The sequence below is a fragment of the Candidatus Polarisedimenticolia bacterium genome (assembly GCA_035764505.1).
Taxonomy (GTDB): domain Bacteria; phylum Acidobacteriota; class Polarisedimenticolia; order Gp22-AA2; family AA152; genus AA152.
On the sequence record DASTZC010000128.1, the window covers coordinates 1 to 21,977 of the forward strand.

Here is a 21,977-nt window from a genome sequence, read left to right on the forward strand (position 1 = left end):
AGACATAAAGGCCATGAGGACTTGACGTCATCCCCACCTTCCTCCCCGTTTTCCGGGGCAGTCCCCTTAGAGTCCCCGGCATGACCCGATGGTAACTAAGGGCAAGGGTTGCGCTCGTTGCGGGACTTAACCCAACATCTCACGACACGAGCTGACGACAGCCATGCAGCACCTCTACCGGCGTCCCGAAGGAAAGCCCTGTTTCCAGGGATGTCACCGGCGGTTCAAGCCTGGGTAAGGTTCTTCGCGTTGCGTCGAATTGAACCACATGCTCCACCGCTTGTGCGGGCCCCCGTCAATTCCTTTGAGTTTCAGCCTTGCGACCGTACTCCCCAGGCGGGGCACTTAATGCGTTAGCTTCGGCACAGCAGGGGTCGATACCCGCTACACCAAGTGCCCATCGTTTACAGCTAGGACTACCAGGGTATCTAATCCTGTTTGCTACCCTAGCTTTCGCGCCTCAGCGTCAGTACCGGTCCAGGTAGCCGCCTTCGCCACCGGTGTTCCTCCCAATATCTACGCATTTCACCGCTACACTGGGAATTCCACTACCCTCTCCCGGACTCAAGCCGAGCAGTTTAAGACGCAGTTCCTTGGTTGAGCCAAGGGATTTCACGTCAGACTTACTCGACCGCCTACGCGCCCTTTACGCCCAATAATTCCGAACAACGCTGGCCCCCTCCGTATTACCGCGGCTGCTGGCACGGAGTTAGCCGGGGCTTCCTCTGGTGGTACAGTCAGGGCCGAGAGGTATTAACTCCCGACCGATTCTTCCCACCTGACAGGGTTTTACGACCCGAAGGCCTTCATCACCCACGCGGCGTTGCTGCGTCAGGCTTTCGCCCATTGCGCAAGATTCCTCACTGCTGCCTCCCGTAGGAGTCTGGACCGTGTCTCAGTTCCAATGTGGCCGATCGCCCTCTCAGGCCGGCTACCCATCGTCGCCTTGGTGGGCCATTACCCCGCCAACTAGCTAATGGGCCGCGGGCCCCTCCTCAAGTGATAGCTTGCAAGCATTGGCCATCTTTGGTTTCCAATCCCTGGGGACCGAAAACTTTATCCGGTATTAGCCCACCTTTCGGCGGGTTATTCCGAGCTCGAGGGTAGGTTACCCACGTGTTACTCACCCGTTCGCCACTTTACCGGGGGTATTGCTACCCCTTTCTCGTTCGACTTGCATGTGTTAAGCACGCCGCCAGCGTTCGTTCTGAGCCAGGATCAAACTCTCCAGTTAAAATCTCACGTCCTTGCGGACGAGGGATTACACGGAGTCCGATCCGTAAGTTACTGAAATAACTCAGGATAACTTGGGACGCACGCACGTCCTATTCAGTTTTCAAAGAACGCAGTGTTTTCGAGGGGGTGTGATTGTAAGAGACTACTAACGGCCTGTCAAGATGTTTTTTGACTTCTTGCGCCCCTTGATTTAGGGGGCTTGGGTATTATACGATGCCTTTCGCACGGGAATCGCGAAGTGGGCTGAACGTCGCCCACTTTTTTATTTTGTCCCTTTCTCGACTGGCCTCGCGGTCCTGGTCAGAAAGTCCCGAAAAATGACGTCCGGCACGGAAAAGGGCGAAATCCTGACGAAAGTTACTTCGCTCGTCCAACGGGCGGTCGAAGGACTCGGCTTCGAGCTGGTTCACATCGATCTGGAAAAACAGCGTGGGGCCTGGTTTCTGAGAATCTACATCGACAAGCCCGCCGGGGTGACGCTCGATGATTGCGCCCAAGCCTCCCGCCAGGTCAGCACGGAGCTTGATGTCGAGGATATGGTACCGGGACGTTATACGCTGGAGATTTCATCACCGGGCCTGGACCGACCGCTGCGCACCGACGCAGATTTTCTTCGTTATGTCGGAAGGAAGGTCTTCATCCATACCCGGGAGCCGCTTCAGCAACAGCGGAATTTCGTCGGGCTCCTGAAGTCCCTGGAAGCAGGGGTCGTCATGCTTCAGGACGCGCGGGGCGCCCTTTGGGCCATCCCGAGGAACCTCATCACGAAGGCGCGTCTCGAGATCGAGATCTGATGCCCGCTGGCGCCTTCATCATCGGACCGAGGTAACCATGAGCAGCGAAATCCTTCAGGCCATCGAACAAGTCGGACGAGAAAAAGGAATCGAAGTGGATGTCGTCATCCGGGCCGTGGAGGATGCCTATGCGGCCGCGTCGAAGAAATACTTCCGCTCCAAGGAAGAATTCGGCGCCCGTTTCAACCGGGACAGCGGAGCCCTGGAAGTCTTCGCCAAGAAGCGAGTGGTGGAGAGCGTGACCAATCCCGACCTCGAGATCTCCCTGAAAGAGGCGGGACGTCTGGATCCCGCCGCGGACCTGGAGTCGGTGGTGGAGATCCCGCGGCCCGTGGAAGGGCTCGGCCGAATCGCCGCGCAGGCCGCCAAGCAGATCATTTTTCAAAAGGTGCGAGAAGCCGAGCGGGAAAACGTCTATAAGGAGTACAGCGGGCGCCTGGGCGAGCTCATCAACGGGTTCGTGAAGCGCTTCGAGAGAGGCAGCATCGTCATCGACCTGGGGAAGGCCGAGGCGGTTCTCCCAAAGAAGGAGCAGTCGAAGGCCGAGCACTACAACCAGGGCGACCGCCTCCGCGCGATCATCGTCGACGTCGACAAGAACGCGAAAGGGCCCCAGATCATCCTCTCGCGGACGGATCCGCGCCTGTTGATCAAGCTGTTCGAGATGGAGGTGCCGGAGATTTACGACGGCACGGTCAAGATCGAGGTCGCTGTCCGCGACGCCGGCGACCGCGCGAAAATAGCGGTGCGTTCGAAGGACAAAGACGTGGATCCGGTGGGCGCCTGCGTCGGCATGAAAGGATCGCGCGTCCAGGCAATCATCCGGGAGCTGCGCGGCGAGAAAATCGACATCGTCCAGTATTCCGAGGAGGTGAGCTCCTTCGTCACGCACGCGCTGAATCCCGCCCGCATCAATCGCGTCTCCATCGTCGATCACGAGGCCAAGGTGCTGGAGGTCGTCGTAGACGATGATCAGCTCTCCCTCGCCATAGGCAAGAAGGGCCAGAACGTGCGGCTGGCCTCACGACTGGTGGGCTGGCGCATCGACATCAAGAGCGAGCAGGACAAGAAGCGCGAGGTGGAGATGGAGATGGAGCGCATGGCCCGCGCCAACCGTCCCCTCGAGAGCGTTGAGGACCTGAGCATCCGCTCGCTGCAGAAGCTGCAGGAAGCGGGCTTCACCACCATCGGCAGCGTCCTTGCCGTAGGCCTGGACGGAATGACGGGCATTCCGTCGATCGGCCCGAAGACCGCCGAGAAGATCCTCCAGACGCTGCGCGAGGTGTTGGATGCTCCATTGCCCGAGGCCGCCGAGGAGCCGGCGGAAATGTCCGGGGAAGACTCCTCCCCGGAGGAACCGACCGGCGACGAGGCCGGGACGGCCACTCCGGAGGAGATGGCGGCCGCTTCCGGCCGCGACGAAGAGGAATAGCACCCCGGCTCGAGAGAAGGGATCGAATCCGATATGGCCAAGATACGCGTTTATCAGCTCGCAAAGCTCCTGAAGATCAGCAACGACGAGGCCGTCGACCTGTTGCGCAAGGGGGGCGTCGACGTCAAGTCCAACCTGAGCAGCATTGACGAAGAGCTCGTCGAGAGGTTCCGCGGCAAGACGGCTCGCACGGAGGAAGCGTCGTCCGCCGTCCCCGCGAGCAAGACGGCACCCAAGCCTGTCGCGCCGGCCAAGGCGGAGGCGCGCCCGGCCGCGAGGCGTCCGGCGCCCCCCAAAGCAAAGCCCCCGGAGCCTATCGCCAAGAAAACCGTGACCGGCACGCCTCCCCGCCCCGCCGGACAGGCCCCCGCATCTCCAGGGGCCAAAGCTTCGGGCCCGAGCAGTCCGGCGCGACCTGTTGCCACGACGCGACCAGCTGCCGCGCGCGGCCAGGGATCCGGACCGGGAGCGGCCACCTCCACCCCGGCTCCGCGGCCTCGTGTGGTGCCGCCCGAGGCGCCGCGCGTCGTCGCTCAGACACCTTCAATCCAGCCTCCTTCTCCGCCCGCTCCGACCATCCGTCCGGTTCCCGCGCCGCCCGCGCCGCCGAAGGATGTCGTTCTGACCGAAGGGGTCACCATCAAGGAGCTGTCCGAGAAAACCGAAATCAAATCCAAGGACATTATCAAGAAGCTTCTCGATCGCGGAATCCTCGCCACCATCAATCAGCCGCTCGACATCGAAATCGCCAAGCAGGTTTGCCGGGACTTCGGCTACGAGGCCCGCATCATTTCGTTCGAAGATGACGCGATCCGGGAGCACCAGACCACGGCCGTGGCCGGCGGAACGAAATCGCGCGATCCGGTCGTCACGATCATGGGCCACGTGGATCACGGGAAGACCTCGCTGCTCGACGCTATTCGCGAATCCAAGATTACCGAGCAGGAGCACGGAGGCATCACCCAGCACATCGGCGCCTACCATGTCCAGGTCAAGGGCCGCGGGATCACCTTCATCGACACTCCCGGCCATGAGGCCTTCACGCTGATGCGCTCGCGCGGAGCCCGCGTGACCGATGTCGTCGTGCTGGTGGTTGCCGCCGATGACGGGGTCATGCCGCAGACCATCGAAGCCATCGATCACGCGCGTGCCGCGGGCGTGCCCATCGTGGTGGCCATCAACAAGATCGACAAGCCGGGCGCCAACCTTGACCGCGTGAAGAAAGCCCTGGCGGACCAGAACCTGCTGGTCGAGGATTGGGGAGGGCAGGTCGTGAGCGTCGCGATTTCAGCGAAGCAGCGTCTGCACATCGATGATCTGCTCGACATGATCCTGCTGGTGGCCGATCTGAACGAGCTCAAGGCGGATCCCGAGCAGCCGGCCACGGGCACCATCCTCGAGGCCAGGCTCGATCGAAACCGCGGCTCCGTGGCCACCGTGCTGGTGCAAAACGGCACGCTGCGGGTGGGCGACGCGTTCATCGCGGGCGCCGTCAGCGGCAAGGTGCGCGCGATGCTCGACGACCGGGCCCGTAAGAAGATAGCGGCCGGACCGTCCATCCCGGTCGAGGTCCTCGGACTGCAGGGGGTCCCTCTGGCGGGCGATCGCTTCCAGGTGATCGAAGACGAGGTCAAGGCCCGGCAGATCGGCACTTTCCGCCAGTCGAAGCTGCGCCAGGAATCGCTGGCGAAGTCCTCCCGCCTTTCCCTGGAGCACCTCTTCCAGCAGATCAAGGAAGGGGCCATCAAGGAGCTGCCCATCGTCCTGAAAGCGGACGTCCAGGGCTCGGTGGAGGTCCTGGCGAAGAGCCTGGATGATCTGTCGACCGAGCAGGTCAAGGTGCGCCTCATCCATACGGGCACGGGCGCGATCACCGAGACTGACGTCCTTCTGGCCTCGGCGAGCAACGCCATCATCGTCGGGTTCAACGTGCGCCCGGACCGCTCGGCCGCCGACCTTGCGGACAAGGAGAAGGTGGACATCCGGCTGCACACCGTCATCTACGAGGTGCACGACGAGATCAAGAGCGCGATGGTCGGTCTCCTGGAGCCCAAGGTTACCGAGCAGTACCTGGGCAGGGCGGAGATCCGCAACACCTTCAAGATCCCGAAGATCGGCACGGTGGCCGGCACCTACGTCGTCGACGGCAAGATGCTGCGGGGATCGCAGGTGCGCCTCCTCCGGAACAACGTCATCGTCCATCAGGGGCGGATGGCCTCGCTGAAGCGCTTCAAGGAGGACGTCGGAGAGGTGAAGTCCGGCTATGAGTGCGGGATCGGCCTGGAGAGGTTCAACGACGTGAAGGTCGGCGACATCATCGAAGCCTTCAAGCTCGAGAAGGTCTACCAGAAGACGCTCTGACTCCCGCGAGCTGCGTCTCCCTGAAGCCCGAGGAATCTCCATGACCGTCGGCCTCTGTCTCGTGGAGATGCATCTGGCGGGCTGCCACTCCCTCAAGGAGAAGCGCCGCATCCTGCGGCACCTGAAGGACCGCCTGCGGGCGAAGTTCAACCTCGCGGTGGCGGAGCTTGAGCACCAGGACCTGTGGCAGCGGGCCAGCCTGGGAGCGGTCAGCATCGCTTCGTCACGGCAGCCGGTCGAGTCGTGCTTCGAACAAATCCGCGCGATCCTGGAAGCCGAGGTGCCGGGAGAGATCTCCAGCTTCCATGTAGAGTTCCTGAGTTGAGGTCGGTATGGGACATGCCCGCCGCGAACGGGTCGCAGAGGCCTTGCGCGACGAGATTTCGGGACTGCTGCGCCGGGAGATCCGCGATCCCCGGATCGGTTTCGTGACCCTGACCGGGGTCGAGGTCAGTCCGGATCTGTCGCACGCAAAAGTGTTCGTCTCGGTCCTCGGTCCCGAGAAGGCGCACGCGGCCTCTCTGGAAGCCCTCAATCGGGCTGCCCGCTACCTGCAGCGCCAGGTGTTCAAACGGCTGCGCCTCAAGAAGGCCATTTCCCTGCTTTTCGTCGCCGACGAGGCGGTCGCCTCGGGCACGCGGGTCGAGGAGCTGCTGCAGGAAATCCACCAGGCCGGTGCGGACGAGGAAGAATGAAGGAGCTGAGCGGAGTCCTGCTGCTCGACAAGGCCTCGGGCCTCACCTCGCACGACGTGGTGCAGCGCGTCCGCGGGATGCTGTCCCAGCAGCGCGTCGGCCATACCGGAACGCTGGATCCCCTGGCCACCGGGCTGCTGCCGCTATGCTTGGGGCAGGCGACGCGCCTGTCGCAGTTCCTAACCTCTTCCGACAAGACCTACGCCGGGACGATACGTTTCGGCTGGGCGACCGACACCCACGACCGCGAGGGAAAGCCGCTCGGGGAGACCCGCGCCGTCCGCTTCTCCCAGGGCGACCTGGAGCGTGCGCTGGCATCCCTCACCGGAACGATCACCCAGATCCCTCCGATGTTCTCCGCCAAGAAGCACGGCGGGGTGCCGATGTACCGCTACGCACGCAAGAACCAGGAAGTGCCACGCGATCCGGTGCGCGTCACCATCCACCGGCTGACGCTGCTGAAGCTGCGGGGAGAGGAGATGGATTTCGAGGTGAAGAGCTCCCCGGGTACCTACATCAGGGTGCTGGCCCACGATCTGGGGACGGTGCTCGGATGCGGTGCGCATCTGCAGGACTTGCGAAGGACTTCCTGCGGTGATTTTCAGGTGGAAGAGGCCTTCACGCTGGAGCGGTTGGAGGCGACCGTGCGGGAGCATGGAACGTCGCAGGCGCTGATTCCCCTTTCAAGGGTCCCGCTCGGCTTCCCAACGGTCGTGGCGAACCGCGCCGGCCTCACGGCGGTGCGCAACGGTCGCGCTCTCGGCATCCGGGAGATCCTGCCTTCCCGGTCCTGCCTGGCCGAGGGGATGTCGCGCGTCGAGAGCGAGAGCGGCGATCTGCTGGCCATCGCGCGGATCTCGCGCAAGGACGGCCAGGACATCCCGGTCATCCAGCCTCAAATCGTTTTCGCGGGCGCCTGAGCGTCCGTGCAGGGTTTACAGCCCATCGGGGCTGTGTTACAGTGGCGCCACCGTCGGCATGGCCGAACCGCCCTCTCCTTCGCGAAGGGCATTCTCCAGATTGAATCGCCGGCACGTTGCCCTGATGGGGGGAGGCATTGAGCATTTCCAAGGATCGCAAGACCGAGATCATGACATCCTACAAGACTCACGTCAGCGATACCGGCTCCCCTGAGGTCCAGGTGGCGCTCCTCAGCGAGCGCATCGAGCACCTCACGGAGCATTTCAAGACCCATCGCAAGGACCATCACTCCCGCCGGGGCCTGCTCATGATGGTGGGCACGCGGCGCCGGCTCCTGGATTACCTGAAGCGTACCAACGCCGATCGCTATCGTGAGCTGATCAACAAACTGGGCATCCGCAAGTAGGGCCTGGCAACGCCGCAGGCCGGACCGGACGGATGGAAGCTCCCGAAGAATTAAGGGTTTTCCTCTGGCATCATCATTATTCATCAATCCAATTCTCCACCCTTGATTCTTGAGCGCTTCCCTTCCCGCCCCCGGACCCGAGCCTTCCTGCGTTCCTCGAACCTCCTTGCGCGCATCCGCCCTTCCCAACCAGAGGAGGTAGTACGTTGAGCACGAGGAAAGAAACATCCATCGGGGAGCACACCATTTCCCTGGAAGTGGGAAAAGTCGCCCGGCAGGCCGATGGCGCCGTCCTGGTCCGCCAGGGCGACACGGTCGTCCTGGTCACTGCCACGGCGGATCGGAAGGAGCGGGAAGGAGTCGATTTCCTCCCGCTGACCGTCGACTATCGGGAGAATACCTACGCCGCGGGGAAGATCCCCGGCGGCTTCTTCAAGCGCGAGGGCCGGCCGAACGAGAAGGAGACCCTGACATCGCGCATGATCGATCGCCCGATTCGCCCGCTGTTTCCGAAGGGATGGCGCTTCGAGACGCAGGTGGTCGCCCTGGTGCTGTCGGCGGATTTGGAGAACGATCCCGACATTTTGGCGGTGACGGGCGCTTCGGCCGCCCTGGTCCTCTCCGACATCGCGTTCGAGACTCCGATCGCGGCCGTCCGCGTGGGGCTGCTCGAGAGCGGGCTCGTCATCAACCCGACCACTTCCCAGCTCGAGAAGAGCCGCCTGGATCTGGTGGTCGTGGGCTCCGATTCGGAGATCGTCATGGTCGAAGCGGGAGCGAACGAAGTGTCGGAGCAGGAGATGGTGGACGCGATCCTGTTCGGGCACGAGAACATCCAGAGGCTGGTGGCGCTGCAGAACGAGCTGCGCGGCGAGATGTCACCCACCAAGCGCTCGGTGAAAGCTCCCGAGATTCCCGAGGCCCTTCGCCGGGAGGTGGAATCGAAGATTTCCGGCTCCCTGTGGGAGGCGATGAAGATTCCCACCAAGATCCTGAGTTATCGCCGCATCGCGGAGCTCGAGCGGGAGCTGATCAACAGCTATCCCGAGGAGCCGGCGGAAACCCGCGCCTTCGTCAAGGCCGTCGTCCACGAGGTCCACAAGAAGCTGGCGCGCGAGGAGATCCTGGTCAAGGGGAAGCGCTTCGACGACCGCGGCTTCGATCAAATCAGGTCGGTGCGTGGCGAGGTCGGATTCCTCCCTCGGACGCACGGCTCGGCACTGTTCACCCGGGGCGAGACACAGGCCCTGGTGACGACCACGCTGGGCACCTCCGAGGACGCGCAGACCCTCGACTGGCTCGAGGGGGAATCGGAGCGGCGCTTCATGCTGCACTACAACTTCCCGCCCTTCAGCGTGGGCGAGGTGAAGTTCCTGCGCGGCCCGGGGCGGCGTGAGATCGGGCATGGGGCGCTGGCCGAGAGGGCCCTGCGGCCGCTGATTCCCAGCGACGAGGAGTTTCCCTACACCATCCGGCTGGTCTCCGACATCCTCGAATCCAACGGCTCCTCCTCCATGGCCTCGATCTGCGGCGGCTCCCTGTCCCTGATGGACGCCGGCGTGCCGATGAAGGCCGCGGTCGCCGGAATCGCCATGGGCCTCGTGAAGGAGGGAGATCGCTACGCCATCCTGAGCGACATCGCCGGATCGGAGGATCACTACGGCGACATGGACTTCAAGGTCGCCGGCACCCGCAAGGGCATCACGGCCCTGCAGATGGACATCAAGGTGACGGGCCTCAGCCGCGCCATCCTTCAGGAAGCCCTGGCCCAGGCGCAGCGCGGCCGCATGTTCATCCTCGACATCATGGAGGCGACGCTGGGTGAGCCGCGCAAGGCGATCTCCGCCTACGCTCCCCGGATCTTCAGCATCCGCATTCCCAAGGACAAGATCCGTGAAGTCATCGGGCCGGGCGGCAAGATGATCCGCTCCATCATCGAGCGTACCGGCTGCAAGATCGACGTCGATGACGACGGGAAGGTGGATATCGCCTCGGTGGACGAATCCTCGGCCCTGAAGGCGATCGAGATCATCAAGGAAATCACCGCGGAAGCGGAAGTCAATAAGACCTACCTCGGCAAGGTCACCCGGATCGTGGCCTTTGGAGCCTTCGTCGAGATTCTTCCTGGCATCGAGGGGCTCCTGCACATCTCGGAGATCGCCGAGCACCGCATCAAGGAGGTGACCGACGAGATCCACGAAGGCGAGGAGATCCTCGTGAAGGTGATCGAGGTCGACGGGGATCGGACGCGCTTGAGCCGCAAGGCCGTGCTCCGCGAGATGCGCGGAGAAACCGCCGAGGAGCCAGCGCCCCGCCCGGCCGAGCGGCATCGCGCCGGGAGACCGCAGCACCGCCGTCGAGGCTGAGCAGGGAGGGCTCGATGAAGCTCGGAAGCTGGTTGATCGCGCGCGGCAGGATCACCGGAATCCAACTCAAGCGGGCACTTCTGGATCAATCCTTCTACGGCGGCCACCTGAGCTCCAGCCTCCTCAAGCTCGGATACCTGGACGAGGCAACCCTCGCCACCTACCTGTCCGAGCTCTTCAAAGTTCCTTCCACCTCCGCCGAGGAGTTCAAGGAAATCCCTCCGGAGGTAATCCGCATGATCCCGGAGCAGCTGGCCCAGAAGTACCAGGTAGTCCCGCTGCAGGTGGACGGCAAGAAGCTGCGGCTGGCGATGATGAACCCGGGGGATATCCTGGTGATGGACGAGGTCTCCTTCCTCACCGGCATGCAGGTGGAGCCCCGGGTCTCGTCGGAGACCCATCTGCTGGACGCGCTGGAGCTCTACTACCACCTGCCGCGCGTGACCCGCGAAACGATCCCCCTCTCCGATCGAGTCGAAGGACGCGAGAATCCGCTGTTCGCCAGGAACCGCTTCATGGAGCAATGGACCGCCACGGAGGCCTCCGACGCTCCTGCCGCCCCGAAGGCCTCGCCCGGCGCGGAAGAGATCGGCCTGGACGGGCGTCCCCTTTCTCTACCGGCGGAAGTCGTCACCGATTTCTATCCGACACCGCCGGCGAAAAAGGCCGAGGCGGCCCCCGGCGGTCCGCTGCCGCGCTCGATGGACGAGTGGAGAGACCCTGCCGCTGAATCCAGACCGCCTGCCGTCGGGTCAACTCAGGCGTCCCCTCCCGAAGCTCATCGGGCGCCGGAGCCTCCCCGCATTCAGGACGCTCCTCCCCTCACGCCCCAGACCAAGCTTCCGCCGGCCCAGCCCGAGACGGGCAGCGCCAGCCGGCGCGCGGCCCTGAGCCTCGTTCCGCCGCCGGCTCCGCCCACCCTGGAGCAGGTGTCCGAAAGGCTGCGCGACACGCAGACCCGCGAGCAGGTGTTCGACGCCCTGCTCGATTTCTGCGCCGGCCGCTTCGCGCGATCGGCGGTTTTCCTGGTGACGCAGGACAAAGTGGTGGGACAGGGGTGCCGCGGAGAAGGATTCGACCCGATTCGCATCCGCTCCACGACGGTGAGCCTGGAGGTCCCCTCGATATTCTCCTACTTCAGGATGGGGAGCGAGTTCTATTATGGTCCGGTGCCCGGGCTGCCGGCGAACCAGAACTTCTATCGCGGATTGGGACTACCGCCTCCCGAGCGCATCCTGATGGTGCCTCTGATGATCAAGGAACGGGTCCTGGCGCTGCTCTATGGCGATTACCCCGGCGCGCGCCGCGAGGAGCCCGACATCGCGCTGTACCGCCGCCTGGTCCAGAAAGCGACGTTGGCTTTGGAAGTGCTGATCCTGCGCAACAAGATCATGATGCTCTGAGGCGGGCAGGGCTCCCGAAGGGAGCCGGGCTCGCATGGCTCATCCGTTGTCCCCTCCGATCTCTCCTCGGATTCTCTCGCCTGCCCAGGAAATCGAGGCGCTGCGCCTGGCGCGCGCGGCCGTCGAATCGTGGGTCCTCAGACGGGAAACCACCTTCATGGAGCCGTCGCAAAGCGGCATGGGCGGGACGCGCGCGGCCGCCTTCGTTTCGCTGTACCAGAAAGGACAGCTGCGGGGCTGCGTCGGAACGCTGGAGCCCGGTGGAGATCTCGGGCCGGTCCTGATCGAATGCGCGGTAGCGGCCGCTTCACGCGACCCGCGCTTCTCTCCGCTCTCGCCCGCCGAGCTTCAGAACATCCGCCTGGAAGTCTCGGTGCTGACCGCCCCCGTGGAGGTAGCTCATCCGGAAGAGATTGTCGTCGGCAGGGACGGAGTCGTGATGGAGAAGGACGGCAGGAAAGGACTGCTCCTGCCGCAAGTGGCCCCGCAGCACGGCTGGACCCGCGAGGTCTTCCTGGATCAGGTTTGTCTCAAGGCCGGATTACTGCCGGGAGCCTGGAAGGAAGGCGCGCGGATCATGATTTTCCAGGCCCAGGTCTTCGCCGAACCGGAGCGCTGAGCGCTCCCCTGACTAGCGCAGTTCCACTAGACTGCCCACCTCGACATCGCGGATCGAATAGATGATCTTGGCGCTGGAAGTGCGCTCCTCGGTGCGGATCACGACGAGCTGGCCGATCGGCTTGCGCGGGAACAGCTCGTGGCTCGAGTCGTCCCGCAGAGGCTGCGAAACCATCCGCTTGTTGTCCCACTTGTAGTCGTATTCCACGTCGCGCGGACGCGGAGCGGCATTGTTCAAGTAGATCAGCATCGTGTCCCCGGCGTGCACGCCGTCGCGGGTGCCGAGATCCACGTCCACCATGGAGCCGGCGATGGCGCCGTTCATGCCGTCCTGTAGGTAGACCACGTAGCCGTTCGGCTTTCCGCTGGGCTCCACATCGAGCTTGCTGAAGGTGATCTCGCGCGCCGGCGGAGAGGTCAGCCCCGGATCGGCCTCCAGCTCGAAACCGACCTCGATCCGATCCTGACAGCTCTCGGTGATCTCCGCGATGGAGGTCCGGTCCTGCACCGCGAGCACTTTCACGCGACCCAGGCGGCGCACGTAGGTTCCCAACCACTTGTCGGTGACGGGGTGGAAGACCTCGCTGCCTCGGGCGATCACCACGAAGCTGTCCCCGGGCTTCACCTTGTCATGGTCCCTGCCGCCGTTCAGATAGACAAGGTCGCCTGTCGACAGACCGACCTTCGGCTCCTCGGAATTGGCGATGTACAGAGCGGTTTTCTGATAAGCCGGTCGCACCTCCCCGACGCAATAGAGATCGGTGTGGTCGGCTGCGAGCCCCGGGGCTTCGTAATCCGCGGAAGCCTGGGCCGAGGGCTCCGGCGGGGCCACGTCGGTCTCTTCCTCATCTTCCTCATTGCCACTGTCGGGAGACGGGAGGGCGGGCTCTCCCGGAGTGCCGGTCGCCGGCACGATCTCGGAGACGACGGTCGGGCGCGGCGGCAGCAGGAGAGGATCGCCCGGATAGATCCAGTGGGAGTCGAGGATATAGCGGTTCTCGTTCCAGATCTGCGGCCACAACCAGGGATTCTGGAAGTGCGTCCCCGCCATGCCCCACAGGGTGTCGCCGGGCACGATGACGTGTATCTGGGCTCCTTCCGGGAACGACTCGGGATCGGGGGGCTGGTAAGGAGTCCAGTGATTCCCCACTTTCCTGAGGTTCTTGGGAGGGGTGGTCGACTCGGGAGGAGTCTCGATCGTCGTGACAGCCGGGGCTGGGGTCTTCTTTTCCTTCTCCGCAGGAGCGGCGGTTGGGCTCTCCTGTCCGGCCGTGGCCGGAGCGGACTGCTTCGTCTCCGCGGAAGCGGCCGTATCGGCCGTCGCCCCGTTGCCGCCCGTTCCGGCGTCTTCCGCGCGGATCGCGACCACGGTGCCGGCGAGAAGCAACGCCAGGAACGCGTAGCCGGCCTTTCTCAGCTGCTCCTGAATCTTCATCCCGAATCTCCTATGTCGTCCCCGGGAAAACCTGTTCCCGCAGAAATCCCCCGCTAAACATAGGACCGGGGCCTGTCGTGTCAAGGTTTGGAGCTTCGGCGCAGATTCGTAATCGGGCGCGGAGGGGAAAAAGAAGCGGCGCCCGGGGCTACCCCGGGCGCCGGGATGAGGCCGGTTTTTTGACGCTTACTTCTGAGCAGGCTTCTTGAGCTCGTCCAGAGTGGCCTGTGCCACCGTGGCCACCTCGCTCTTCGGGAAGGCCTGGACGACGGTTTCCAGGCTCTCGGTGGCGCGCTCCCGATCGCCGAGGGCGAGATAGGAGAGCCCGACCTTCAGAAATGCGTGGGGCACCCGGTTTCCGAAGGGATACTGGTCGATGACCTTGCGGAACTCGGGAATGGCTTTGCGATAGTCCTTGCGCGAAAACAGGCACTCGCCGATCCAGTACTGGGCATCGTCGGCCAGATCGCTCTGAGGCGAGGCCGACAGGAATTGCGTGAACTCATCCTGGGCCTTCGGGTAATCGCCGCTGTTGAACTGGGCATAGGCGTCCACGAACAGCTTGTCGGTTTCTCCCCGGCTCCCTTCCGAAGGCTGGGAAGAGCCCGGCGCGCCGGTTCCGGTAGCGGGAGGCTCGTCGTTGCGGGTCGGACCCGAGCTCCCGAGATCAACTGTGGAGCCGGTCACCTCCGGCTCTTCGGCTGTCTGGAAGCCTTCCACGTCCGAGGCGGTCGGAGCGGAGCCGCCACCGGCCTCGCGCAGGTCCTGGAGCTCGACCTGAGCTTCGGCGTTTTTCTTCTGCAGCTCGTAAATCCTGTTCTGCAGGGCTTTCACGTCGGTATCGACCGCGGGGCTCTTGTGGACCGCGCACCCGGTCGTCAGGAGGGAGACTAGGCAAATCGACAGGCAGGAGAGGGAGACGGCGCGCAAACCTGGCTTTTCGCTCATGAATCACCTCACTGGGGCGGCATTATACGGGTGCGGTGCGAGGTGGAGCAAATCCTATCTCTGCGTCACGAGCGAGGCTCGAAAACGGTGAAGAAAGAGATTTCACTGTCTCCGTAGCGCGCGGTGCGGCGGTGCCGGAGCCGACCGAACTCGGACGGGATCTCATGGGACTTGCGGTGCTCGAAAGCCACGCGCCCTTCCGGCGCCACCAGCTTCCCCGATCCGAGCCGCTCGAGCACTGCGAAGCCCAAATCTCCCCCCCCATAGGGAGGATCGAGGAATACGAAATCGAAGTCTGGGCGATGCTCCAGCACATCGAGCGCTTCGGGCAGCGATCCGCTCCGGAGCTCGCCTCGATCCTCGAAGCGGCAGGACTTCAGGTTGGTCCGAATCAGGGCGGCCGCGATTGGAGCGCTCTCGATGAACAAACACGCCGCGGCACCCCGGCTCAGCGCCTCGAGTCCCACCGCTCCCGTCCCGGCAAAGAGATCCAGGACCCTGCCGCCGACGATGGCCGGTCCGAGGATGTCGAACAGTGCTTCCCGCACCCGGTTGGAGGTGGGACGAAGCTCGCTGTCTCGCGGAGAAGCCAGCGGAAACCCGCGCCTCTCGCCACCGATAATCCGCAAGTTACCCACGAGGTCATGATACTTCGATCGCGACCATGGCACCGCGGCAGGAGCACTTCGAATCTTGACTCGCCGCGCGCTTGCGGCTAGGATGGCTTCGCTTCAAAGCTTTAGAAGCTAAATACTTACGGAGCGCCACTTCCCTTCCCCGATGCCCTCGGTCCGGCCGGTTTCCCCCCGTCGCGCCGCCTGGTTGCTCTTACGCATTGGCGCCGGAGCGGGCCTCCTCGCCCTCTCGGGCTGGTATCTCTTTCCCGCCGAGAGAGGAATCCTGGCGCTGCGTCCCGGGTTGCCCGACCGTCCGGGAGCGGTGCTCGCTGCCGATTTCAACCTCGATGGAAAAGTCGATCTCCTGCAGGCGAATTTCGAATCTTCCGACGTTTCGCTGTTCCAGGAGGACCCGGCGGGAAACTACGTCGAGCGCAGTCCCTCTCCCTTTCTGGCGGCGGCGGGCCCCACCTTTCTCGCGTCAGCGGACCTCAACAAGGACAATCGCCCCGACGCTATCGTGGTGAACCGCATCGCGCGCACCGTGACCGTGCTCCTCTCCGACGTGGACCTCACCTTCGTGACCAAGCCCACCGTCGTGGCGGCACGCGGCGCCCAGGCGGTCGCGATCGCCGACTTCAACCGCGATGGAAAGCTGGACCTGGCGATTACCGGAGAGGTCGACGACACCGTTTCGATCTACATAGGCCGGGGCGATGGAACGTTCGGCTTCGCACGCAGCGTCGACGTGCGCAGTTCCGCCCAGAAGACCGCCTCCACCCGGGTCGGAGCCTTCGGCATCGTCAGCGGCGATTTCAATCGCGACAACAAGCCCGACCTGGCGGTGACGCAGTTCTGCGCAGACAACCTTGCCGTCCTCCTGGGGAATGGTACCGGAGCGTTTCAAACTCCCGTCATCTATCCGGTGGGCCGCCATCCAACCTACGCCGTCGCCACGCGCCTGAACGATGATCAGCTCCCCGGCCCCGCGGATGACTTCCCCGACCTGACCGTGCTGTTGTCGGGGGGCCAGGCGAGCGATCCTCTCGACTGCCAGAAGCTCACGGGGCCCAGCGATCCGGGCGGGATCGTCCCGGTCCTGAGCGTGGGAGACGGGACGGTGACCGTCGGGACGCCCCAGCTCAGCGGCGACGGGGACCAGCCGCGACAGTTGACGGCCGGCAGGATTTTCCATTCCTCTTTCGATGACGTGGTGGTCGCCAATCTCGGCTCGAACACCCTGTCGCTGTTCGCAGCCGACGGGACGGGCGGATTTCTGTCCTCCCCCACCGTGCTGGGGTCCGGATCGAGCACTCTCAGAAGTCCCAACGCTGTGGCGCTGGCCGATCGCGACGGCGACGGCTTCCCGGATCGGATCGCGGCGACCAACTTCGACGGTGACTCTCTGACTCTCTTCGACGGTGGGGGCGTGAACCCCTTCGTCGAGGTACCGATTTCTCCGGTCACGGCGACGCGCGCCCCTTCGGCGCTCACCTCGAGCTTCCTCGATGCCGGCAGCAGCGAGGATCTCGTCGTCCTTTCGCAGACGGGCGACGCCCTGCAGACCTTCAGCTCGCTCGGCAACGCTTTCTTCTTCAAGCGCCGGCAGTCTCCCTTCCCGGCTGGCTCCGCACCCACGGCCCTGACCCTGGCCGATTTCGATCGCGACCTCTTCCTCGACGTCGCCGTGGCGCTGGCCGATCAGGACGGGACCGCCGGAGGGACGTCGGTGCCGGTGATCCAGATCCTGCGCGGCAGCGGCTTCGCGACTTTCGGCTCGGTGGTGGGAGCCTGCTCCGGAGGCACCTCCGCCGGCGCGAGTTGTACCTCCGACGCCTTCTGCCCGGGCGGGACCTGTGCCTTCACGCTGACGCTGGGAGTCTGCCTGGGAGGCGACAATGCCGGAAAATCGTGCACGGGGGATCCCGATTGTCCCTCGGGGACCTGCCTGCTTCCCGAGACCGCCGTCCCTCTTGCGGCATCGGCCACGGGCCTGCTGGGCACCGATTTGAACCTGCTCGACGCCGATCGGGACGGGATCCCGAACACCGCCGACAACTGCCCTTCCCGCTACAATCCCGCCCAGACCAACACGCGCGGTAAGACTTGCCTGGGCGGCACGAACAATGCTCAGCCGTGCATCCTGGACAGCGATTGTCCCGGGGGTTCCTGCATCGAGACGACGCCGCGCGGCGATGATTGCGACAGCACCACGGCCGATCCCGATGGGGACCTGGTCACCGACCTCAACGACAACTGCCTGGACATCTACAACCCTTCCCAGGCGGACGCCGACTCCAACGAGGTCGGAACCGCCTGCGATCACGACCCCGATCTTGTCGCGCTGGAGCCCGCTTCCAGCCAGATCGAGGTCCTTGTCCGCGAGCCGGCGGGTGACTTCCTGAGTCCCGTGGCCCTATCTCTCGGCGCCACCCCGGGGGAGATTGTGGACGGGCAGTTCACCGCCGGCGACGGCAACCCCGATCTGGCGGTCACCCTGCCCGGCACGGGATCGGTGCAGATCCTTCGGGGTGACGGCACGGGAGGATTCACCGCCCTCGCCCCGATTGCGATCGGCGGCACTCCCGTCGGCCTGGCGGTGCTCGACGCGAATCCGAAAGACGAGGATCTGGACGGCGTTCCCGATATCCTCGACAACTGTCCCACCCGCGCCAACCCTACCCAACAGGATACCGACCGCGACGGTGCGGGAGACGCGTGCAGCCTGGTCGAGAACCCGGACGGCGACGTCACCGTGACCTTCATCGCCAGGCGGCAGGACAACTGCCCGGACGTCTACAATTTCATCCAGCTCGATACCGATAAGGACGGCATCGGGGACGCCTGCGACAGCAACCCGAGCATCTACAATCCCGCCGATGATCAGGATGCCGACGGGATCCCGAACGCCACCGACAACTGCCCCACCCGCTACAATCCCGGTCAGGAGAACTTCAACACCGACTCGGTGGGAAACGCCTGTGCGCAGCCGACCGATCCCGACCTGGATTCCTTCCCAACGGCCGTCCTGACGCGCGACAATTGCCCGGACACCTACAACCTTGGGCAGGAGGATGTCGACGGGAACGGCATCGGCGACGCCTGCGATGATCGCAGCGATCTGGCTTTCGCTGACTCCTCGGGCAACCTGCGTCTGGCCATCCAGTTTCCACCTGGAAGCTGGGTCATTCGCCCGCCGTTAAGCACGGGGGCCGGATCGACCTCGGTCGCGGCCGTGGATCTCAACGGCGATACGGTGCTCGATCTGGTGGTGGCGAACACAGCCGGCGCCAGTCTGAGCGTGTTCCTGGGAAACGGCGACGGCACCTTCCTGCACGATTCCGCCTTCGACGTTCCATCGCTCCCCGGACCCATCGCGCTGCGCGGGGGCTTCTTCCGCCGCGATCCGGTCATCGACTTCGGCGAGGTGGCCGCCTTGAGCCCCTCCCTGAACACCCCGATGATCACCGTGAACATCCTCTCCGAGCGCGCCGATATCGACGGATCGGGCCGGGTCGGTGGGCGCGACCTGGCCTTCTGGGCCCAGGGGTTCGGCTTCTCGCGAAACGACCCGGGCTATGCCGCCTCGCGCGGGGCCGACATCAACCTGGATGGAAAAATCGACGGGCTGGACCTGGTTTTTCTCACTTCCCAGTACGGCAAGGAGATGCCGCCGGCGCCGCCGTGAGGAAGGCGGCCCTTTAGTCCCGCTCGATCGGCAGGTTGTAAAAGAAGCCGAAGGTGACGCCTTCGGCGTCCTTGGGGAAATTGGAGGGGAGCGGGGGGAGCGGATTCGAAGCCCGGATGGCGTTTTCCGCCGCCTTGTCGAACGGTGTGATCTCCGAGGAGCGGATCACCGCGAGGTCGGTGATGCTGCCGTTCTTCGCGATAACGAAGCGGATGAATACTTTGCCCTTCTGTCCATAATAGGCGGCGATCGGAATCCGGTCGTACCAGTTCTTCTTGATGATCAGGTAGAGCTGACGCGCGTAATCGCCCCAGTCGAAGCCCTTCGTGTCGAAGGAGAGCGTTCCGTAGTTGTTCCCCTGAAGGTAGCCGGGATTGTCGAAGCCGCTGAAATCATAGGACCCCGAATTCAGGTCCTTGAGCGCCTTCTGGAATGCCGCGCGACGATCCTCGCGCGATTCTCCCGGGCCGCCGCTCTGCTCGCCCTCCTGCTCGTCTTCCGCGCCGTGATCGTCCGGCCGAACCCTTAAATCACCGCCCGGATCCTCCTCGACAGCCGGATTCTGTCCCTCGGCGTGTCTGGAGACAGCTCCTCCTCCTGCAGCACCCGAAGGCGGCGGGCTCGGGCGGCCAGGCATCGACCGAACTCCTCCTGCACGGCGCTCCGGCGAATCGCCCAACGAATGGGGGTCCGGCGTCAGAAGGGCGCCGGGTGGCGTCGGAACCGGCTGCCGCGCCACGCGAGTCTTGTCCGACAGGAGCCTCGCCCGGGGGTTCTCCGCCACGGGCCGATCGTCGGGTAGCTCCACGAAGGTGAATTGCATGGAATCGGGAGTTTTCTGGCCCTGCCCGACGGCGACGGCGGCCCGGCGAGGGGCGAGCAGGAGAATATCGGCAGCGCCCCCGACCATCATCCAGATCAGAAGGAGAGCATGCAGTGCCAGGGACACCAGCACGGCGCCGCCCAGACCGAGGCGGAACCGCCTGTCGGGCGGCGTGGAAAAGGGGCTTGCCATCATCCTAGTCAGTTCCGCGGACATCACGCGCCCCGAGCGCTGCGCGGTGGAAGCCGCGGCGGACGGCATTCATGTCATCCGGACGGTAGGCGGGATGCACGCGATTGGTCAGCAAGATCAGAATCCATCCTTCGGCCGGATCGATCCAGAGCGAAGTCCCGGTGAATCCCGTGTGGCCGATCGCCGCAGGCGACATTTCCGGGCCGGCCGAGCAGCCCGGGGTGAGCGCCAACTGCCAGCCTACCGAGCGATTCTCGTTCAACCCGGGGGTCTGGTCTCGCTGCAGAAGCTGCACGGTAGCTCTATCGTACAACCCCTTGCCCAGATTGAGGAATTCCAGGGCCATCGCATGCACCTCGGCGGCGGTCGAGAACAACCCGGCGTTGCCGCTCACTCCTCCCAGGCTCCAGGCGTTCAGGTCGTGGCATTCTCCCCACACCACCTGGGAGCGCCACCCTGCAAAGCTGCGCCCCGCGACCCCGGCCAGCTCCTGCTCGCGGGCATTGCCGCGCTCCGTGGCGGCGATGAGCCGCCTCCATGGTGCCGGCGGATTGAACCGGGTCTCCTTCAGGCCCAGAGGGTCGAAGATCTCGCGGCGAGCCAGCTCGTCGAGAGGCGCACCGCCGGTCCGCTCGAGCGCCAGACCGACCAGGATGTAGCCCAGGCAGCTGTAGGTGACGCGGGCTCCTGTCCGGTATTCGCGCGGCAATCCGGCAATCGTCCGCAGATAGCCGGCGCGATCGGAGGCGCTCAGGTAGATCGGGATCCAGGCGGGCAGGCCGGAGCGGTGGACCAGCAGGTCCATCAGGCTCGTCTCTCCCACCCAGCTGTCGGAGATTTCCGGAAGGAGCTGCCGGAGCGGTGCCTCCAGCGAAATCGTCCCGCGGGCATGCAGCAGCCCGGCGAGGGCTCCCGTTACCAGGGGCTTGGTGAGCGAGGCGAGATCGTAAATGGTTTCCTCGACGACGGGGACCTTCTCCGGCTCGACGACGGCGGCACCGAGCCAGCCGTCTTCCATCACCTCCTGCCCGCGCGCGATGCGGTAGCGCGCCCCCGGGAAAATGCCGCGGCCGCGCTGCTCATCGAGATAAGCCCTCGCCGCCGTCATCTCCCGCCCTCCTGGATGACCTGGCGGATGGTCTCGGCAAGCTCGAGGGCGGCCAGCCCGTCGGCGCCCGAGACGATCGGGCGCCTCCGGTCGCGCACCGCTTCTAGGAAATCCTCCAGCTCGCAGCGCAGCGGCTCCTGCTTCTCAATCTCGGAAGGGACTCGGGCGATGTGCGGCGCGGCGCCGCCGGAGCGCTCCAGCCGGACATGCGTGAGCTCCTGCAGGGCCGAGTCGACGCTCAGGTAGCTCTCCGGCTGAAAGATGCGGATCTTCCGGACCATCTCGGAGCTGATGCGGCTGGCGGTCAGATTGGCGACGCAGCCCGAGGCGAAGAGCACGCGCGCGTTGGCGATGTCCATCTTGTCGGTCAGCGCATTGACTCCCACGGCGGCCACTTCCTGCACCCCACTGGGGTCGAGGCTCAGGGCGATGTCCAGGTCGTGAATCATCAGGTCGAGGATGACGTCCACGTCGAGGCTGCGCCCGGCGAACACTCCGAGGCGATGGACCTCCAGGAAGCGCGGGCGGCTGACACGCGCCAGGGCTTCCCGCACCGCAGGGTTGTAGCGCTCCGTGTGGCCGACCTGGAGGACGCGTCCCAGCCGCGCCGCCGTCTCGACGATCTCCCGGCCCTGTGCAACGCTCGCCGCCAGCGGCTTCTCAACCAGGAGGTCCCATCCTCTCTCGAGGCCCTCCAGAGCAACGGCGTGATGGTGCAGGGTCGGCACGGCGACGACCGCCGCGCGCGTCCGCGCCGGCAGCGCGGCCGGATCCGGAAAGGCCTCGGTGCCATGCAGCGCAGCGATCTCCGAGGCCCGCGCGGGGTCGCGATCGACGACCCCTGTGAGATCGGCGCCGGGAAGAGAAGCCAGCAGGCGGGCATGGTGGCGTCCGAGGTGACCCACTCCGATGACGGCGATCGGGACGCCCATGG

General features: G+C 64.6%; 17 protein-coding genes and 1 rRNA gene. 11 read left to right on the top strand and 7 right to left on the bottom strand.

What is annotated here, in order from left to right:
• Positions 1 to 1,234 (bottom strand): 16S ribosomal RNA (locus tag VFW45_08930); the annotation flags it as partial.
• Positions 1,235 to 1,553: 319 nt separating this feature from the next.
• Here VFW45_08930 and rimP point away from each other — a divergent pair.
• The 10 genes from rimP (at position 1,554) to amrA (ending at position 12,233) form a co-directional block, all read left to right on the top strand.
• Positions 1,554 to 2,030: a ribosome maturation factor RimP gene (gene rimP / locus VFW45_08935; GenBank protein HEU5180904.1), complete on the top strand. Its 477-nt coding sequence runs from the start codon at positions 1,554 to 1,556 to the stop codon at positions 2,028 to 2,030.
• A gap of 37 nt (positions 2,031 to 2,067) precedes the next feature.
• Complete coding sequence (gene nusA, locus VFW45_08940; protein ID HEU5180905.1) at positions 2,068 to 3,462, top strand: transcription termination factor NusA; 1,395 nt, start codon at positions 2,068 to 2,070, stop codon at positions 3,460 to 3,462.
• Positions 3,463 to 3,495: 33 nt separating this feature from the next.
• The gene (infB, locus tag VFW45_08945) at positions 3,496 to 5,823 is read left to right on the top strand and encodes a translation initiation factor IF-2 (protein HEU5180906.1); all 2,328 of its coding nucleotides are present in this window, start codon (positions 3,496 to 3,498) and stop codon (positions 5,821 to 5,823) included.
• A 40-nt stretch (positions 5,824 to 5,863) separates the two neighbouring features.
• Positions 5,864 to 6,148: a DUF503 domain-containing protein gene (locus tag VFW45_08950; protein ID HEU5180907.1), complete on the top strand. Its 285-nt coding sequence runs from the start codon at positions 5,864 to 5,866 to the stop codon at positions 6,146 to 6,148.
• A 7-nt stretch (positions 6,149 to 6,155) separates the two neighbouring features.
• Complete coding sequence (gene rbfA, locus VFW45_08955) at positions 6,156 to 6,518, top strand: 30S ribosome-binding factor RbfA (protein ID HEU5180908.1); 363 nt, start codon at positions 6,156 to 6,158, stop codon at positions 6,516 to 6,518.
• Positions 6,515 to 7,438: a tRNA pseudouridine(55) synthase TruB gene (gene truB / locus VFW45_08960; GenBank protein ID HEU5180909.1), complete on the top strand. Its 924-nt coding sequence runs from the start codon at positions 6,515 to 6,517 to the stop codon at positions 7,436 to 7,438. Before rbfA ends, truB begins: the two co-directional genes overlap by 4 nt.
• 137 nt (positions 7,439 to 7,575) lie before the next feature.
• Positions 7,576 to 7,845 carry a 30S ribosomal protein S15 gene (gene rpsO / locus VFW45_08965; GenBank protein HEU5180910.1) on the top strand — a complete coding sequence of 90 codons (270 nt, stop codon included), beginning with the start codon at positions 7,576 to 7,578 and terminating at the stop codon, positions 7,843 to 7,845.
• Positions 7,846 to 8,051: 206 nt separating this feature from the next.
• Positions 8,052 to 10,211 (top strand): polyribonucleotide nucleotidyltransferase, encoded by a 2,160-nt coding sequence (pnp, locus tag VFW45_08970; GenBank protein ID HEU5180911.1) that lies wholly within the window; start codon positions 8,052 to 8,054, stop codon positions 10,209 to 10,211.
• A 14-nt stretch (positions 10,212 to 10,225) separates the two neighbouring features.
• On the top strand, positions 10,226 to 11,614 hold the full coding sequence (locus tag VFW45_08975; protein HEU5180912.1) for a hypothetical protein: 1,389 nt from the start codon (positions 10,226 to 10,228) through the stop codon (positions 11,612 to 11,614).
• 34 nt (positions 11,615 to 11,648) lie between these two features.
• The gene (gene amrA / locus VFW45_08980) at positions 11,649 to 12,233 is read left to right on the top strand and encodes an AmmeMemoRadiSam system protein A (protein ID HEU5180913.1); all 585 of its coding nucleotides are present in this window, start codon (positions 11,649 to 11,651) and stop codon (positions 12,231 to 12,233) included.
• 12 nt (positions 12,234 to 12,245) lie between these two features.
• Here amrA and VFW45_08985 read toward each other — a convergent pair whose 3' ends face one another.
• The 3 genes from VFW45_08985 to rsmD all read right to left on the bottom strand — a co-directional run bounded on the left by VFW45_08985 (position 12,246) and on the right by rsmD (position 15,253).
• Complete coding sequence (locus VFW45_08985; GenBank protein ID HEU5180914.1) at positions 12,246 to 13,667, bottom strand: LysM peptidoglycan-binding domain-containing protein; 1,422 nt, start codon at positions 13,665 to 13,667, stop codon at positions 12,246 to 12,248.
• A 186-nt stretch (positions 13,668 to 13,853) separates the two neighbouring features.
• Positions 13,854 to 14,615, bottom strand: a complete 762-nt coding sequence (gene ybgF / locus VFW45_08990; GenBank protein ID HEU5180915.1) for a tol-pal system protein YbgF — start codon at positions 14,613 to 14,615, stop codon at positions 13,854 to 13,856.
• 65 nt (positions 14,616 to 14,680) lie between these two features.
• On the bottom strand, positions 14,681 to 15,253 hold the full coding sequence (gene rsmD, locus VFW45_08995; GenBank protein ID HEU5180916.1) for a 16S rRNA (guanine(966)-N(2))-methyltransferase RsmD: 573 nt from the start codon (positions 15,251 to 15,253) through the stop codon (positions 14,681 to 14,683).
• A gap of 184 nt (positions 15,254 to 15,437) precedes the next feature.
• Here rsmD and VFW45_09000 point away from each other — a divergent pair, with 184 nt between their 5' ends.
• Complete coding sequence (locus tag VFW45_09000; protein HEU5180917.1) at positions 15,438 to 18,920, top strand: FG-GAP-like repeat-containing protein; 3,483 nt, start codon at positions 15,438 to 15,440, stop codon at positions 18,918 to 18,920.
• A gap of 13 nt (positions 18,921 to 18,933) precedes the next feature.
• Here the strand turns inward: VFW45_09000 and VFW45_09005 are convergent, their stop codons facing one another.
• The 3 genes from VFW45_09005 to VFW45_09015 are packed head-to-tail and all read right to left on the bottom strand — an operon-like array spanning position 18,934 to position 21,975.
• The gene (locus VFW45_09005; protein HEU5180918.1) at positions 18,934 to 19,938 is read right to left on the bottom strand and encodes an energy transducer TonB; all 1,005 of its coding nucleotides are present in this window, start codon (positions 19,936 to 19,938) and stop codon (positions 18,934 to 18,936) included.
• A gap of 1 nt (position 19,939) precedes the next feature.
• Positions 19,940 to 21,043: a serine hydrolase gene (locus VFW45_09010; GenBank protein ID HEU5180919.1), complete on the bottom strand. Its 1,104-nt coding sequence runs from the start codon at positions 21,041 to 21,043 to the stop codon at positions 19,940 to 19,942.
• Positions 21,040 to 21,975: a Gfo/Idh/MocA family oxidoreductase gene (locus VFW45_09015; GenBank protein HEU5180920.1), complete on the bottom strand. Its 936-nt coding sequence runs from the start codon at positions 21,973 to 21,975 to the stop codon at positions 21,040 to 21,042. Before VFW45_09015 ends, VFW45_09010 begins: the two co-directional genes overlap by 4 nt.
• Positions 21,976 to 21,977 lie beyond the last annotated feature (2 nt).